The sequence below is a fragment of the Acidobacteriota bacterium genome, assembly GCA_016703965.1.
Taxonomy (GTDB): Bacteria; Acidobacteriota; Blastocatellia; order Pyrinomonadales; family Pyrinomonadaceae; genus OLB17.
In genome coordinates this window covers 594,844-611,294 of sequence record JADJBB010000025.1, presented here as the reverse complement: position 1 = coordinate 611,294, position 16,451 = coordinate 594,844, and the positions used below count along the sequence as shown (strand labels likewise).

Here is a 16,451-nt window from a genome sequence, read left to right as displayed (position 1 = left end):
ACAGTGGCGGAATTTTAGGTTCAATTAAGCTTACCGCAGGAATTTTTTACGCAACGACTTTCCGGCTTGAATTTACAATAATTGCCCCTAGACGCCGCGTTTTGCGGCTTGAATTTTGTGATTGGATCGATCGACATCGTTATCTTCGCCGCTGTTTTCTGCGTATCTTATTTCGCGGTAGCGAGATATCGTCGATGGACGCTCAAGCAGAATTTCCTAAAGGTTCCAAACGAACGCAGTTCGCACAACGAACCAACGCCGCACGGTGCTGGGATCGTGATCGTTGTCGTCTGTCTGCTTACGTATGTACCGATATCGCTCCTCGTTACGGGTACTTTCTCTTGGGGCTATATTTCCGGTGCTGCACTGATCGCACTTATCAGCTTTCTCGACGATATACGGCCGATCTCGTTCCCGGTCAGGCTGCTCGTTCACTGCGCAGCCGCAGTTTTGCTGATCGCTGATACGGAAACGTGGCATGGCATCACAATGCTCGGCAACCTGAAATTCGGCAATTGGGGCTACGTAATTACCTTCCTTTGGATCGTCTGGATGGTGAATTCCTACAATTTCATGGACGGGATCGATGGCCTCGCCGGTTTGCAGGCTGTGATCGCAGGGCTCGGCTGGCTTTGCCTCGGAATTATCCTCGGAATGCCCGTCATCTACCTATTTTGCGGAGTGATCGCCGCCGCGAGCCTCGGTTTTCTGCTACATAATTGGAATCCGCAGCACATTTTCATGGGCGATGTTGGAAGTGCGTTTCTCGGCTTCACGTTCGCCGCACTCCCGCTGATGGCACGCGAATCGGTCACAAAATCGCCCGACTTGCTGCCGATCGCCGCGGTTCTCTTCGTCTGGTTTTTCCTCTTCGATTCGGTTGTAACGATACTTCGGCGGCTGATCCGCGGCGAAAAGATCTGGATCGCCCATCGCGAACATCTTTTCCAGCGTCTCGTCTCGGCCGGTTACTCGCATCGCAGCGTGACAATTCTGTACGGCGTGCTGGCGACTATCCTTTGTATCTCAGTTTTGGTCTCGGTGCAGTTTCGTGATGAGATCGGCCTCGCGATGTTTCCGGTCGTGATCATTCTGACGTCTGTAATACTGATCCTGTGCTTCAAAAAGAAGGTGCTAAACTAAGATTTAAGAATGCGTTAACATGATCGCCACGCCTCAGGTAAACCCGAATACAGCCAAACACAGATTCGATTTCGAATCCTATGGCGTTCTCGTGCGGATCGAGAGTAACGACGCCGAAGCCTTCAACGGTGCGACAACCGTTGCTCATCGATCGCTACTAGAGAATGTCAGTGAAATTTCAAGCTCAACATTCGACCACGAATTCGCGCTCGACCGGCTCCCGAACGGCGATCTTATGCTCATCCACAATGGCGTGGAACTCGGGGCTTCGGACACACCGCTCAAGGCTTTTCGCTTTTTTGACAGCATCTTACGGGTTTCGGTAGGCGAAATTGCACCTGACCGCGTATTCCTTCACGCCGGCGTTGTCGGCTGGAAGGGAAAGGCGATCGTGATGCCAGCGGACAGTTTTCAAGGAAAATCAACTCTTACCGCAGAACTAGTTAAACAGGGGGCCGAGTATTATTCCGACGATTTTGCTATCATCGATGTGGGCGCAATGGTTCATCCGTTTCCGCGGAGGATCGCAATGCGGACTGAGGACTTTAAGACCTACGATCTCGGTATCGAAGAGCTCGGCGGCAGAGTAGGACACGAACCGATCCCGGTCGGGCTCGTGCTGCTGACCCGATACGATCCGGAAGCTGATTGGGACCCGCAGATCGAGACATCCGGGAGCGGTGTACTAAAGCTAATCCCTTTTACACTTTCCATCCGAAACCGCCCTGAATTTTCGATGGAGGTCTTGCATAAATTAGCGAGCCGTGCCATAATCGTTTCGAGTCTTAGAGGTTCCGCAGAAAGATTTGCTGAAACATTGCTCGATTTCGTTGACAATCACGTAAATTGAGATAGAATTATTAAAACATTTGGTTATCAAGGTCGGTGATCTTAGCCCAGCACTGATTTTGAGAACTTTGACTTTATTTTGCACACGCATAACCTATTCGCTTGGAGGAAGAAGATGAATAACCCGAACAATCCGATGGCCCGCCAGAATGGCATTGTGGTCCAGGAAATGCCCGATGAGGTACTAGTTTATGACCTGGACAGCAACAAAGCGCACTGCTTGAACAGTTCGGCTGCCCAAGTCTGGAAGTCATGCGACGGAACCAACACCGTTGCCGACATCGTCAAACAGTTTGACGGAAAGGTCACCGAAGATTTCGTATGGCTCGCAATTGATCAGTTGAACGAGAACGGACTTCTCGCAAATGAAGTCGCTCCGCGTTTCGCAGGCCAGTCACGCCGTCAGGTTCTCAAGACGATCGGTCTTGCTTCGATGGTAGCTCTTCCGGTTATCGCGTCCCTGGTCGCTCCTTCGAGTGCGATGGCAGCAGTTTCTTGCACCTGTACCGCACCGCTTAATTGTGCCGGACGTGCTTGCCCGTCAACAACGAACTGCAACCAAGCTGGACTCTGTGCTCCCTAAGCCGAGCAACAATTAGGTTTTTTTGAAGAGTAGTAGAGACTCGTCGTCTCTGCTACTCTTTCTTCTTGTGCAGACAGATAATTCCGTTCAGTCTCAAACACATTCCGACGAAGCTCGTTGGAGCGTGCTCCAGCGAAAGGTTCAGGAACACAACGTTCTTAGAGCCTTTGCTTTATTTCGGGATAACGGGATCGAGCCGGTACTGATCAAAGGCCTTGCCGCCGCGAAGTTTTATCCAGAAAACATTTATCGTCCATCGATAGACATGGATATGGCGGTATCAAAGGCCGACTACGCAAAAGCGTCGACTTTACTTCAGAACCTGGCTGCCGATGGGCTCGCGATAGATCTGCACAGGGAACTTCGGCACTTAGACTCGGCCGAATGGAAGGATCTATTTGAGAATTCCCGGTTGATCAAAACCGCTGCCGGTTCCTATCGAATTCTTCGCCCCGAAGATCACGTTCGCGTTCTTTGCGTGCATTGGCTGACCGACGGCGGTGGAAACAAGGAAAGGCTGTGGGATATTTACTACGCGATCGCTAACCGCGAACCGGAATTCGACTGGGATCGTTTTCTTACCGTTGTTAGCCGCAAACGGCGCCGCTGGCTCGTTTGTACCGTTGGTTTGGCGCACAATTATCTCGGCCTGGATCTTTCTGATACGCCGATAAAAGATGAAGTCAATGATCTTCCTGCCTGGTTGATAAAACGCGTCGAGTACGAATGGGCGAGGGAAGATAAGAACGAGCCGCTCGAGCTGGTACTTAATGACAGGAAAAAGCTCTGGCACCAGGTCGCGCTAAGATTTGACCAAAACCCGATCTGGGCGACCGTTCAGATGGAAGGAAGCTTTGATGCCCGCACGCGTATTTTTTATCAGGTCGGGAACTTTTTTTACCGAATACCATCGTCGATCCGCCGTGTGAGCAGGGAATTAAGAGATCGGGGCAAATGAGCGAGAACGAAGAAATAACTTTAGCCATCGAATCCGCTATCGCTGGCGGCAGCATCTCGCTGCTTCGCGGTGACGTCGAGATCGCCAATTGGGTCGGCACCGCCAGCGTATCCAAAGCAGAAGACCTGCTCTTTAACATTGACCTCCTCTTAAAGGAAAACGAGATCGACCGGCGACAGATCAACTCGATCGCCGTTTCGGCGGGGCCGGGAAGCTTTACCGGCATCCGGATCGGGATCGCGACTGCTCTCGGGCTGAAAGCAGGGCTCGGGATCATGATGTCGAGCCAGACAGCTCTAAAAGCAATGGCATTTTCCGCCGGCGTTGCGGGCACCGTAACAGCGGCATTGCCTGTCGGCCGCGATGCGATCTGCGTGCAGAAGTTCGCAGTATCAGGGAGCGAGATCAGGGCGTTGAACGAGCCGTTTACGGTCACTGAAGAAAATTTCATTACCGGGGTCGGCGAGGAAAGTTCCGCAACATTCCTTGTCCACGAGCGTCTATATGAAGTGCTTTCGGCATTCCCAAACGTGGTTAACGAGGGCTGGAACCTCGCTCATTCGATCGGACGTTTATGCCGGCAGGCGCGCGGCGTTGTCGTCGAACCTCTATTTATCAGTAAGAGTTTTTAGATGAATGCTATTTCTCCCGATACTTATAGCCGTCTTCGAATTCGCTCGGTCGATGCGGCGAATATCGTCGATCTGATCCGCATCGCTGACGAAACAAACCTAAGCCATTGGTCTGCTCAGAGTTATCTCGAGGAGATCAAAAACCCGGCCTCGATCATGTTCCGGCTAGTGGATGAGGACAATTCCACTCGCGGCTTCGTCGTCGGCCGCATCATCCCGGGCGGTATGATAGAAACAACGCTCGAAGCCGAAATTTACAATATCGCCGTCACCACCGCCGAACACGGACGCGGCCGAGGGCAAATGCTGTTCGATGCTTTTCGAACTGCCTGTATCGAGCAAAAAGCAGCAAATATCTGGCTCGAAGTCCGCGAATCGAACGCCAAAGCCATCGCATTCTACGAACGCAACGGCTTCGAACGCGTCCAAACCCGCAACCATTTCTACGAAAACCCACGCGAACACGCGATCCTGATGAAGCTGCCGCTATGACTGGATCCGCGATTGGAGCGCAAGCGTCCCGCTTGCCAACGTCGCGACAGCGGCGTGACGGCGCCGGGGATGAATAAGAGATCAAATAGTTAATAGTTCGCGGTCATCTAGGCAGCTTTTCGGGCGTTGCCGTCATGACAAGCGGGACGCTTACGCTCCAGTCAGCTTTCGCTTGATTCTTTCAAAATATAGGTCTAATATTGGAATTGACCCGGTTACCAAGTTGTTAAGTGGGTGAGCGGGAATCTTGACAAGTGAGGAAGAAAAGCCATATGGATATGTCAACGGTAGACCCGGTGAGAGATGAACTAATAAAGAGTAATTCGGTTTTCAGAGATCTAGTTCATCAGCATCAGGACTTCGAAGCACGGTTAAACGAACTTGCCCATCTTACATACCCCAGCGACGACGAACAGTTGGAGGAGGTAACCCTCAAGAAAAAGAAATTACTGATCAAAGACGAAATTTACGCCATGATGCAGCAGCACACCGTTTCGCATTAGAAAGTGGTTTTGGCTGCTGAAATTATTTTAAATAAACGGTTATGGATCATTCCATAACCGTTTTTCAGCGTGTAGAACCTTTTTCAACAGCGGATTTACGCAGATTATCGCGTATAGCTCAAAAACCGTAGGGATTGCCTCAGATTCTGACCCTTACAAAAATATCTGTGTGAATCCGCGATAATCCGCTGTTGGATCTTGGTTCGAGATTCCCGTTCCGTGTTATTTCGTGGTTACTCGAGCCTCGCTCGAACCGCAATTTGCCAGCGAATAGGAATAAGCCGCCCGATCGCTGAGCATAAAGATCGAGCCATTTGCGGCAACCGGAGCGGAAACAAGTTTCTCTCCGTCACCAAATACTAGCTGCCCCGCAACTTTTCCCGTCAAAAGATCAGTAAAAACGGCACTATTTTCCTCAAAACTCATCGTCAGAGCATATTTGTCACCAATATTTGCGAGCTGTAGAACACGGCCGCCGAGGCGTTTCTTCCAATCCACATCACCGTTTCGGGCGATCAGATAGTAGATGAAATTATCATGTGAGGCAGCGAGAATATTCTCGCCACTCACGAGTAGCCTTGATATCTCACCGCCGCTCTTAAATCTCCACAACGCCTTGTCTGTCCCGTTCAGAGTCGAAATATTACCGCGTTCATCGCCGGCCACGATCTCACCTGAAGGGAGCTCGGCAAGCGATGTGACTGGATAAGCCGACTTTCGCATCGACTCTATCTCTCCTGAGGCCAGAGAGACAGAAAAAATCTGGTTCGCCTTAGCCGCAACTATCACCTTTGCGGCCGAAAAAACAGGTTCCGCGGCAAAACCATCGGCAAGGTCGCGTTTCCACCTGACGCTTCCATCCGCCGCATCAACCGCTTGGATCGTGCCGCTTTTGGCCACAACGATAACCGAACCGTTATGCATGCTCAGGAAATACCGCTCTGCGTCAGGCAGTTTTAAAGTCCAGTTCGTTATCCCCGTCTCTTTGCTCAAACTTCGAAGGACGGAGGCTGACCTTTCACCCGCCGGCCTCTCGGTCGAGGTTGCGAGCAGCAGCCCTTTTTCGGTGGGCAGGAGATTCGAACTCAGGTCGCCGCCCAGCTCCGTCGACCAGATCTTTTTCCCATCCTGCGAAAGCGTCTCGACCTTCGCCCCGTCAGCTCCGATAAAAATGCGGGTACTATCCGACGCGAGAGCCACGCCGGTTTCAACTGTCGGGTACGCCCAGCATTTCGAGATCGATATCTCAGACGCGGACTTTGTCTGGCCGAACGTACCCAGACCCGACGCGACGAGGATAAACAACAAGATCTCAGGAATTTTAGGAAGAAAAAAGCGGCGCATCACAAAATCTAACTCTCTCGGCTCGTGCGAAATTCCGATTTTAGCACACGCCCCTTGTCGTGTTATATTGATGCTATTCGTAAAAGAAAAGTTACCAAAAACTTACACGTAAGAGGAACCAATTATGTCATTTAACAAGATAATTCTCGTCGGAAATCTCGGCCGCGACCCCGAACTCCGCTACACGCCGCAGGGTGATGCCGTATGCAGCTTTTCGATGGCGACCAACGAACGCAAAAAAGACAAATCAGGGGAATTTCAGGACGTAACGACCTGGTTCAAGGTCACGCTTTGGCGGCGACAAGCTGAGAATGCCTCGAAATATCTCTCTAAAGGAAGCCCTGTTTATATCGAGGGCCGTCTGCAACTCGAAGAATGGACCGATCGCGACGGCAAGGAACGCTACACGCTCGGCGTCCAGGCGACAGATATGCAGTTCATCAGCGCCCGCGGCGAAGGTGGCGGCGGAGGCGAATACAGCGGCGGCGGACGCGAGGACTATGACAACACTCACAGCGGCCCGCCGCAGTCGAGTTCATCAGCGGGTGCCTCATCCGGAGGCGGTTCCAGCAGTCCTGCCCCGGTTTCTGCTCCGGCGGGTGCGGATGATGATATTCCGTTCTAGATCTAATTCTCTGCTTTAAGTGTCTCAAGCGTCTTAGCCGCCGTTCGCGGATCTGGTCCACGAAGCCAGTTAAATGATCCAGGACGGCGGCAAAGCCGTGAGGTAAAACACTCTCAGTGCCACTAATTGGTCAAAGTTTCAAACCCCAAAAACCGTTCGACCAATCTTCCATTTACCTCTACCAATCAGGCTGTTTTGGTCCGACAGGAAGCCAAACATATTCGACCAAACGCTGCACTACGAACCGTAATCTGTCGTAAATACGGCGTTTTCGATAAAAGTGTGAATCGATTCACGCTTTTCAGACGAGAGTTTTTCCGCACTATGATCGTTAAGTTTTTGGGGAAAGATTTTTTGGGGGGTTTGGGCGAAATGGACTATAACCATTCGCCCATTTTTCTGAATTTCTGATAACGGTTATCGAGCAGTTTCTTGGCATCAAGAGCGGACAGGGATTTCAACTCGCGGAGCAGGCTCGCTTTCAGCGATCCACAGATCTTGTCGAAGGCCTTCTGCTTCGCCTTGTCGCCATCAGCAGGGATCATCCATGGATGGTCCTCGGGAATTATCTCGTCGATTATGTCGAATTTCTTGAGATTGTCGGCGGTGAGTTTCAGCCCTTCAGCAGCATCAGCAGCTCGTTCGGCAGATTTCCAGAGGATGGCGGCACAGCCTTCCGGCGTAATTACGCTGTAAACCGCATTTTCCATCATCAAAACCTTGTCTCCGATACCTATCGCCAGAGCACCGCCCGACCCGCCCTCGCCGAGCACAACAACAATAATCGGAACCTTCAAACCCGCCATTTCACGAAGGTTAAAGGCGATCGCCTCAGCCTGGCCACGTTCCTCGGCATCGATACCTGGATATGCTCCGGGCGTATCGATGATCGTGATCACGGGCCGGCCGAACTTTTCGGCCATGTACATCATTCTTAATGCCTTTCGATAGCCTTCGGGCTTAGACATCGCAAAATTACGATGCCGACGCTCGTTGATGTCACGCCCTTTTTGTTGGCCGATGACGCAGACCTCCATACCGTCGAGCTTTGCAAATCCGGTTATCATCGCCGGATCATCAGAAAAACGACGGTCGCCATGGATCTCGACGAAATCCGTGAAGATCGTCGTAAACAGATCCATCGCGTAGGGACGATCAGGATGCCGTGCCATTTGCACACGTTCAAAAGCGGTTGTGGCCATAAACACTATGATACAACAATGCTCGGAATTGTTCAGTTAACCCACTCGACCGCACAGCCGCGGCCCTCGAGTTCACGCTGTAGGGAACGGCTGCCCGTGACGCTTAGTCCACCGGCTTCGAGCTTTACACGGGTATCGCCCGCTTTTATCGATAGAATTACGCCGCAACGGCCGCGTTCGCGTTCCAGCAGAGAATAGAGCGATTCGAAATAAGCCTCATCCGTCTGCCCCGGAATCGTGATGCTGATCGCCCGGGCCCGCGTAGCAATTGTTTCATCGAGCGACCGCAATTCGTTGATCATCAACGTCGGTTCCTGCCCGTCCGGAGCCTCGATCTTGCCATCGGCGATGAACATCTGATCATCAGCCAGCAGCGGGCTTAGTTTATTGAAATTCTCACCAAGCACGACCGCTTTCATTCCCGAAGACCGATCTTCAAACCGAAACATCGCAAAACGATTGCCTTTCTTACTCGTCCGGATCTGCAAACCGCTGATCATACCCGCAAGCGTGACCATATCGCCCGAATTCATGTCGCCGATATCGGCAATATTCTTTAGATTAATGCCGTCGAGTAGCTCCTTATAGTTGTCTAAAGGATGGGTTGAAAGATAAAACCCGATCGCCGCTTTTTCGCGAGTTGCTAATTCCGCCTGAGTCCATGGAGTAGCCTTCGGAAGCGTCTGAACATCGTCCGACGATGTCTCAACGGCCCCAAACAAGCCGCTTTGCCCCCCCAAACGGTCCTCAGCCATTCGCTGGCCTTGCTGAAGCGCAGGCTCGATCGCTGAATGCAGCCTCGCTCGCCACGAGCCGGTTTCCTCGCCATCCGGCATCATCGAATCAAACGCCCCGGCCGCAACCAGGCTCTCAAGCCCGCGGCGATTAACCGCACCGGCATTCATCCGTGAGCAAAAATCGAAGAGGGAAGTGAATCTGCCCGTCTTTCTAGCCTCAACGATCGCCGCGACGCTCGACGAACCCATTCCTTTGATCGCGGTCAGGCCGTATCGAACCGTGTCCTCGACCGGCGTAAATCCATCGCCGCTCTCATTTACATCCGGCGGCAGCAGGGAAAGGCCCATCGACTTCAGCTCGGTCGAGTATTTATAGACCTTCGCACTGTCCTGGGCTTCGTGAGACAGAACAGAAGCGTAGAAATACGCCGGATAATGAGCCTTTAGATACGCTGTTTGAAAGGCGAGAACCGCATATGCCATCGAGTGGCTGCGGTTGAATCCGTAATCGGCGAACTTCGCCATCAGGTCAAAGATCTCTTTGGCCGTTTTTTTAGGGATCTTGTTGGCAACGGCTCCATCCACAAAAGTTTGTTCGTGAACCGCCATTTCCTCGATCTTTTTCTTACCCATCGCCCGCCGCATCAGGTCGGCCTGGCCGAGGCTGTAACCGGCGAGCCGCTGAGCGAGCTGCATGATCTGTTCCTGATAGACGAGGACGCCGAAAGTGTTTCCGAGGATCGCTTCCATCTCTGGAAGTACATATTCCACGGGCTTTAAGCCGCGATGACGGTCGATAAAATCGTCGATCATACCGCCGTCGAGCGGTCCCGGACGGTAGAGGGCGTTAAGGGCGGAGAGATCTTCGAGTTCCTTTGGCCGCAGACGGCGGCACATGTCCGCCATGCCCGAGGATTCAAACTGGAATATCGCTTCAGTCCGACCTTCGCCGAACAGCTCCATCGTCTTCTGGTCGTCGGTTGGTATCTTTGCCCAGTCGATGGTGACGCCGAGTTTTTCCTTCATCGAGGCGAGGCAATCGGCGATCACAGTCAGCGTCGTTAGCCCCAGAAAGTCCATCTTGAGCATCCCGACTTTCTCAAGATCGCCCATCGGATATTGGCTGGTAAGCTCGTCTTTGCCCGATAAAGCAACCGGAACGAGTTCGTGCAAAGGTTTAGGACTGATGACAACCCCTGCAGCGTGAACCGAAGTGTGACGCGAACAACCTTCGAGCCGTAAAGCCAGATCCACCAACTCTTTCACCTTAGCATCCTTCGTTGCAGCTTTAAGTTCGGGAACTGTCTCGAGAGCCTGCGAAATACTTACGTTACGTCCGCGGATCGGCGGCGGGATGAGTTTTGCGATCTTTTCGACGTCACCGTACGGCATGTTGAGGGCTCGTCCAACGTCCTTGATCGCGGCTCGCGAAGCCATCGTTCCGAAGGTGATTATCTGGCAAACCGACTCTTTACCGTAAAATTCCGTAACGTGGCTGATCACATCGCCGCGTCCGCGAATGCAGAAATCGATGTCGATATCGGGCATCGAGATACGTTCCGGGTTCAAGAATCGCTCAAACAGCAGATCATACTGGATCGGATCTACGTCAGTGATCCGCATACAAAACGCTGCCAGGGAACCGGCGGCTGAACCGCGTCCAGGTCCAACCGGAATGCCTTTGTCTTTAGCGTACGCGATAAAATCCCACACGATCAGGAAGTAGCCGGGAAAGCCCATGCGCTTGATCGTGGCGATCTCGATCCGCAAACGATCCTCGTACTCTTCCATCGTGTGCTTAAGCGTTCCAAGCTCACGCATTGGCTCCCATTCGGTCTTTTTCCGCTCTTCAAAGCCTTCCCAAAGGACCTTTTCGAAGTAATCGTCGACGCTGATGTCGCCCTCGCTGACTGGGATGGGATAATTGGGCAGCTGACGAACATCGTCGCCCTGCGGTATGTCGAGATCGCACATTTCGGCGATCTTCATCGTGTTATTCAGCGATTGCGGCAGTTCGGCACCGAAGATGTCCCACATTTCCTCCGCAGAACGAAGATAGCGGATCGCCGCCGCCGTTTCGCGGTTATCGCCGACCGTTCGCCCTTCGCCGATCGCGATCAGTACCTGCTGGGCACGAGCGTCGTCCGCGTTCATGTAATGAACGTCATTCGTCGCGACCAGTTCGATACCGCTTTGTTTTGAAAGGGCGACAGTGTCCGCAATCAGCTTTTGCCCGCGTTCGTCGACCCTGTCTTGTATCTCGAGGTAGTAATTGCCTTTGCCGAAAATGTCCTCGAACAACTTCGCATTCGACAGAGCTTTTTCCTCATTTCCAGTCAGCAAAAAATGCGAAACCGCTCCGTCGATCCCGGCCGAAAGGCCGATAAGTCCTTTGCTTCGCTGCGAAAGCAGCTCGATATCGATCCTCGGTTTGTGATGAAACCCTTCGGTAAATGCTGACGATGAAAGGTGGATGAGGTTTTGATATCCTTCGACATCGCGGGCAAGCAGAATGATGTTGTAATAGCCGCGTTCGCCTGCTCCGACCGACGATGTGCGGTCCAAACGGCTGCCAAACGTCAGGTGAGCCTCAATACCAATGATCGGTTGAATGCCGTTGCCGGACATCACGTTAAAGTACGAAACAGCCCCGTACATATTGCCGTAATCGGTGATGGCGCAGGCTCTCATGTCCAACTCCTTCAGCCGCTTCGCCAAAGGCTTAAGTTGGATTGTGCTCTGCAACAGGCTATAATCGGTATGTAAATGCAGGTGAACGAAGTCCTTCGATCCAAAAACCGGCCGTTCTACTTTTTGCGCCATATATGAAAAAAGTTTATCTGGAAACTTTCGGGTGTCAAATGAATGTCTCTGATTCAGAGCGCATTTCTACGACGCTGGCGCGTGACGGTTTTGAAATGACCTCAAGCGATACAGATGCGGACGTTGTCATCATAAATACCTGTTCCGTCCGCGAAAAAGCTGAACACAAACTCTATTCACGCATCGGCCGGCTGCGAAAGAAAGCGGCAAAGAAGATGCCGGTGGTCGGCGTGATGGGCTGCGTCGCTCAGCTAGAGGGCGAGATGCTGTTTGATAAGATCGAAGGCGTCGATTTTGTTCTTGGAACACGAGCCGTAGGGCGGGTTTCAGCCGCTGTTAAGGAGACGCTGCGGACTGGCGATCAGGTTCTAGATGTCGGCGAACGCGAGGACGAATACGACTGGACCGTTGCGGATACGCACCGCCATTCACCCTACGTCGCATTTTTGCCGATCATCGAAGGCTGTAATAAGTTTTGTACTTATTGTATCGTTCCTTTTTCACGCGGGCGTGAAAAGAGTTTTGAGCCGTCGCAGATCGTTCGCCAGGTAGCCGAACTGAAAGAAAAAGGCGTTAGGGAAGTTCACCTAATTGGTCAAAACGTAAATAGTTACAAGCCAGATACTAATGTAGGGCTTGAGGGGTTTGAAGGGAAGTCGGCCTTCACAAAATTGTTGCGAGCTGTCGCGGCGACTGGAATCGAGAGGGTAAAGTTCACGACCTCATTTCCCCGCGATTTTCGCTCGGATATCGTTGACGCTATCGAAGAGAACGAAAATCTCTGCAACTGGGTCCATTTGCCGGTCCAATCCGGCAGCAACCGCGTGCTGAGAATGATGAAACGCGGCCATACGATCGAAAAGTATTTTGAAAAGATCGATCGTTTGCGGTCTTCGCACCGTGATATTGCTCTCACGACCGATATTATCGTGGGATTTCCGGGAGAAACTGAGGCTGATTTCCGTGAGAGCGTGAGAATGGTAGAATATTGCGGGTTCGACATGGCGTATATTTTCAAATACTCGCCGCGTCCTGGAACGCCGGCATTCGAGATGGAAGACGACGTTTCGGCGGCTGAGAAAACGGTTCGCTTTATGGAGCTTGAACGGGCTCAAAAAGCCATGCAAACTAGGCGTTTACAGCGATATTTACGAACAAAACGTAAAGTGTTAGTTGAAGGCAGATCGACTCGGTATGATACGGGCTTGACGGGACATTCGACGTGTCACAAGGTAGTTAACTTTGAAGGTTCAACCGATCTGTTGGGTCAGGTCGTCGATGTTGAGATCACTGATATCAAGACGAATTCGCTGTTTGGAGAGATCCGAGGATAAACATGAGTAACGAGCAAAGCCTGGTCGAAGTAAAGATCGGAGCCCTGATAATGGATCCAAACACAAACACGCCGATCGTCGTGCTCAAAGGCATCGATTCGGAGACCGTCCTGCCGATATGGGTCGGAGCGTTTGAGGCGAATGCGATCGCCCTTGAGATCGAAAAAGTGGTCCCGCAGCGTCCTATGACACACGATCTGCTAAGAAACGTCATCATCGAGTGCGAACTGGCCGCCGCTAGCGTTGTGATCACAGATCTGCTCGAAAACACATTCTACGCCCGTATTGATCTCAAGGATAAAAATGGAGATCCGGTAATGATCGACGCACGACCGTCAGATGCGATCGCATTGGCATTGCGACTTGATTGTCCAATTTTTGTTGAGCAAAAGGTGATCGATCTATCGGCGTCATCGACGCCAAGCGACACCGCGATCGACGACCCGGAAACGCCAACGGACGAATGGCCGGAGCTGATCGGATAATCTTACATAATCTCTATTATCAGACGCAAACGGTGTTTCAGATACCGTAAATATCTGCGTTTTAAGTAACTTCCCTCTGAATATCGCTATATGACGAAACCGGCCGGCAAGTTTTTCTATGGTTGGTACGTCGCCGCCATTTGCTTGCTCGCTCTCGTCGTCAGCAACGGCCTCGCGATAGGCGGTATCCCCGTATTTTATAAATTTGTCCAAAACGAACTGGTTGCGAATGATTCTGTACCGCAGGACCGGATCCAGTCCGTTTATGGCTACGCACCAGCGATCACGTTTTTTCTCGCCGGATTGCTCGGGCCGCTCGCTGGCTATCTGCTCCAAAAAACATCTGCCAAGATTCTGATGGTCGCCGGCTGCATTATCCTCGGCAGCGGCGTGGTCATTTATTCGCAGGCTGACTCGGTCGCGATGGTCTATCTGGCACACGCTCTGCTGGGCGCTTCGCTGGCATTTGTCGGCGTGCTGGTGTGTACGGTGCTCGTCTCGAACTGGTTTTCAAAGCGTCGCGGAACCGCCCTCGGCATTGTTTTGACCGGAACCAGCTTTGGCGGAGTTGTGATCCCTCAGATCGTGACCCCGCTGATTCAGGCTTACGGCTGGCGTACGGCAATGTTCGCGGTAAGCCTGCTCGTATGGGTCATTTTGCTGCCCGCCGTCATCTTTCTGGTCAAAAACCGCCCGTCGGAATTAGGATTGTTGCCAGATGGGTCAGCACCAGAAACGGTCCATGAAATGATCGCTCCGGCTGAAGGCATACCGCTCGTCAAAGCCCTTAAAATGCCTATTTTCTGGATTTTCGGCACTACCGCAGCCCTCATCTTCTACACTATCTTTGTGGTCACCCAGCAGTTGAACCTTTACCTGCAAAGCCCTGTGATCGGCTTTACGCCGTCGCAGGCCGCGGGTGTTCAATCCCTCCTATTCGGCCTCAGCGTGATCGGAAAGTTCCTCTACGGCTTTTTGAGTGATCGTTTCCCTATTTCAAAAGTAATGCTCGTCTCTGCGGCATTAATGGTGATCTCGACCCTCACGTTTCTATACTTCAACACCGTCACTATTTACGTATTTGCCGTTATCTTCGGGCTGAACTACGGCGGAATGTTCGTGCTGCTGCAATTGATGGTTGCGGAACACTTCGGCGTCAAAGAATACGGCAAGATCCTCGGGGCCGTGATATTGATCGAAACGCTTGGGGCTTCATCAGGGACGATCATCACATCCAAGATCGCAGACGCTGATGGCGGCGACTATACTCGGGCTTTTTACAGCCTGATCCTCATTACTTCCCTATCATTTGTCGCAACCCTCACTATCCACGCGTTATACCGTAAACAGAACTCCCTGAATGACTTCGAGACAGCGGGATGACACTCGATGTATGCACGGCATGGTGAGCTTTGACACCTTTCTGGGAAAAGGCTATTATTATCGTTTTGTTATCTATTCGGATTTCAACAAGACAGCCCTATAAAAGGAGTTACGTAAACAATTGAGTAACGGAAATTTTTTATTTACATCGGAGTCTGTCACAGCGGGCCATCCGGATACGATCGCGGATCATATCTCGGATGCAATTCTAGACGCTATTTTGGCGCAGGATCCGACGGCACGTGTTGCTTGCGAAACGCTTGTAACCACAGGTTTGGCAGTAGTTGCAGGTGAGATCACTACAACCGCAAAGGTCAATTACAAGCAGATCATTCGCGAAACGATCGAAGAGATCGGCTATAACAACGCCGAATTCGGTTACGATTCGAACACCTGCAGCGTCATCGACGCTATCGGCACCCAGTCGCCGGATATCGCACAGGGCGTTGACACCGGCGGTGCCGGCGATCAGGGCCTGATGTTCGGTTTTGCGTGTAACGAGACACCTGAGCTGATGCCGATGCCGATCCAGATGGCTCATAACCTGACGCGACAACTGTCGAAGGTTCGCCGGGACGGCACAATTCCCTACCTCCGTCCTGATGGCAAATCGCAAGTCTCGATCGAATATCGTGACGGCCGTCCTTTCCGCGTCGAAGCAGTTGTGATCTCGTCACAGACCGCTGATCTCGACATCGAGGACATTCGCCGCGACATCCTGGAGCACGTAATTAAGCCCGTGATCCCAGCTGAACTGCTTGACGATCAGACCAAATATCATATCAACCCGACGGGTAAATTCGTCGTTGGCGGTCCAATGGGCGATGCCGGCGTCACAGGCCGCAAGATCATCGTTGATACTTACGGCGGATACGCTCCCCATGGCGGCGGTGCTTTTTCGGGCAAGGATCCGACAAAAGTGGACCGCTCGGCTGCGTATATGGCACGCTACATCGCAAAGAATGTCGTCGCTGCCGGGCTTGCCGATAAGTGTACTGTTCAGTTAGCTTACGCTATCGGAGTTGCGGAACCGGTTTCAGTTCTGATCGACTCGCACGGTACCGGAAGCATCGATGACGAGCGTATATCGGACATCGTTCGCGAGAATTTCACCCTGACGCCAAAGGCGATCATCGAAGCTCTCGATCTTCGCCGACCTATCTACAAGGAAACTGCACGTTTCGGCCATTTTGGACGTAAGAACGGCGAATTCTCGTGGGAAGTTACAGATAAAGCCGAGGCTCTAAGAACTGCGGCTGAGGAACATAAGGGAGTCGCGGCGTAACATTGGAACGCAGGCTGCCAGCCTGCGTATCGTTAGAAATTGACGCCGAGTCTAACTTTACAATTTTTTTAGC

Annotated in this window: 15 protein-coding genes; 12 read left to right on the top strand and 3 right to left on the bottom strand. The window is 52.0% G+C overall.

Annotated features, from left to right (window positions below):
• Window positions 1–108 precede the first annotated feature (108 nt).
• The 7 genes from IPG22_20250 to IPG22_20220 all read left to right on the top strand — a co-directional run bounded on the left by IPG22_20250 (window position 109) and on the right by IPG22_20220 (window position 5,160).
• A complete protein-coding gene (locus IPG22_20250) occupies window positions 109–1,143 on the top strand; it encodes a glycosyltransferase family 4 protein (GenBank protein MBK6590618.1) in 1,035 nt (344 codons plus the stop codon).
• 19 nt (window positions 1,144–1,162) lie between these two features.
• A complete protein-coding gene (locus IPG22_20245) occupies window positions 1,163–1,993 on the top strand; it encodes a hypothetical protein (GenBank protein MBK6590617.1) in 831 nt (276 codons plus the stop codon).
• Window positions 1,994–2,107: 114 nt separating this feature from the next.
• The gene (locus IPG22_20240) at window positions 2,108–2,575 is read left to right on the top strand and encodes a PqqD family protein (protein MBK6590616.1); all 468 of its coding nucleotides are present in this window, start codon (window positions 2,108–2,110) and stop codon (window positions 2,573–2,575) included.
• Between the two features lie 67 nt (window positions 2,576–2,642).
• On the top strand, window positions 2,643–3,533 hold the full coding sequence (locus IPG22_20235) for a nucleotidyltransferase family protein (protein ID MBK6590615.1): 891 nt from the start codon (window positions 2,643–2,645) through the stop codon (window positions 3,531–3,533).
• The gene (tsaB, locus tag IPG22_20230) at window positions 3,530–4,165 is read left to right on the top strand and encodes a tRNA (adenosine(37)-N6)-threonylcarbamoyltransferase complex dimerization subunit type 1 TsaB (protein MBK6590614.1); all 636 of its coding nucleotides are present in this window, start codon (window positions 3,530–3,532) and stop codon (window positions 4,163–4,165) included. The genes IPG22_20235 and tsaB overlap by 4 nt, the downstream gene beginning before the upstream one ends.
• Window positions 4,166–4,657: a ribosomal protein S18-alanine N-acetyltransferase gene (gene rimI / locus IPG22_20225; protein ID MBK6590613.1), complete on the top strand. Its 492-nt coding sequence runs from the start codon at window positions 4,166–4,168 to the stop codon at window positions 4,655–4,657.
• A gap of 278 nt (window positions 4,658–4,935) precedes the next feature.
• On the top strand, window positions 4,936–5,160 hold the full coding sequence (locus IPG22_20220; GenBank protein MBK6590612.1) for a DUF465 domain-containing protein: 225 nt from the start codon (window positions 4,936–4,938) through the stop codon (window positions 5,158–5,160).
• A gap of 222 nt (window positions 5,161–5,382) precedes the next feature.
• Here the strand turns inward: IPG22_20220 and IPG22_20215 are convergent, their stop codons facing one another.
• The gene (locus tag IPG22_20215) at window positions 5,383–6,504 is read right to left on the bottom strand and encodes a PQQ-binding-like beta-propeller repeat protein (protein MBK6590611.1); all 1,122 of its coding nucleotides are present in this window, start codon (window positions 6,502–6,504) and stop codon (window positions 5,383–5,385) included.
• 121 nt (window positions 6,505–6,625) lie between these two features.
• On the opposite strand from IPG22_20215, the gene IPG22_20210 reads away from it, so the two are divergent.
• Window positions 6,626–7,129, top strand: a complete 504-nt coding sequence (locus IPG22_20210) for a single-stranded DNA-binding protein (protein ID MBK6590610.1) — start codon at window positions 6,626–6,628, stop codon at window positions 7,127–7,129.
• Window positions 7,130–7,506: 377 nt separating this feature from the next.
• On the opposite strand, the gene IPG22_20205 is transcribed toward IPG22_20210, so the two are convergent.
• Together IPG22_20205 and dnaE are read right to left on the bottom strand one after the other, a co-directional pair.
• A complete protein-coding gene (locus IPG22_20205) occupies window positions 7,507–8,331 on the bottom strand; it encodes an acetyl-CoA carboxylase carboxyltransferase subunit alpha (protein MBK6590609.1) in 825 nt (274 codons plus the stop codon).
• A gap of 32 nt (window positions 8,332–8,363) precedes the next feature.
• A complete protein-coding gene (gene dnaE, locus IPG22_20200) occupies window positions 8,364–11,891 on the bottom strand; it encodes a DNA polymerase III subunit alpha (protein MBK6590608.1) in 3,528 nt (1,175 codons plus the stop codon).
• Window positions 11,892–11,929: 38 nt separating this feature from the next.
• On the opposite strand from dnaE, the gene miaB reads away from it, so the two are divergent.
• The 4 genes from miaB (at window position 11,930) to IPG22_20180 (ending at window position 16,378) form a co-directional block, all read left to right on the top strand.
• Entirely contained in the window at window positions 11,930–13,225 is a 1,296-nt protein-coding gene (gene miaB, locus IPG22_20195) for a tRNA (N6-isopentenyl adenosine(37)-C2)-methylthiotransferase MiaB (GenBank protein MBK6590607.1), read from the top strand.
• A 2-nt stretch (window positions 13,226–13,227) separates the two neighbouring features.
• Window positions 13,228–13,710 carry a bifunctional nuclease family protein gene (locus IPG22_20190; protein ID MBK6590606.1) on the top strand — a complete coding sequence of 161 codons (483 nt, stop codon included), beginning with the start codon at window positions 13,228–13,230 and terminating at the stop codon, window positions 13,708–13,710.
• A 90-nt stretch (window positions 13,711–13,800) separates the two neighbouring features.
• Complete coding sequence (locus IPG22_20185; GenBank protein MBK6590605.1) at window positions 13,801–15,093, top strand: MFS transporter; 1,293 nt, start codon at window positions 13,801–13,803, stop codon at window positions 15,091–15,093.
• Window positions 15,094–15,214: 121 nt separating this feature from the next.
• Complete coding sequence (locus tag IPG22_20180; GenBank protein ID MBK6590604.1) at window positions 15,215–16,378, top strand: methionine adenosyltransferase; 1,164 nt, start codon at window positions 15,215–15,217, stop codon at window positions 16,376–16,378.
• The last annotated feature ends 73 nt before the right edge of the window (window positions 16,379–16,451 follow it).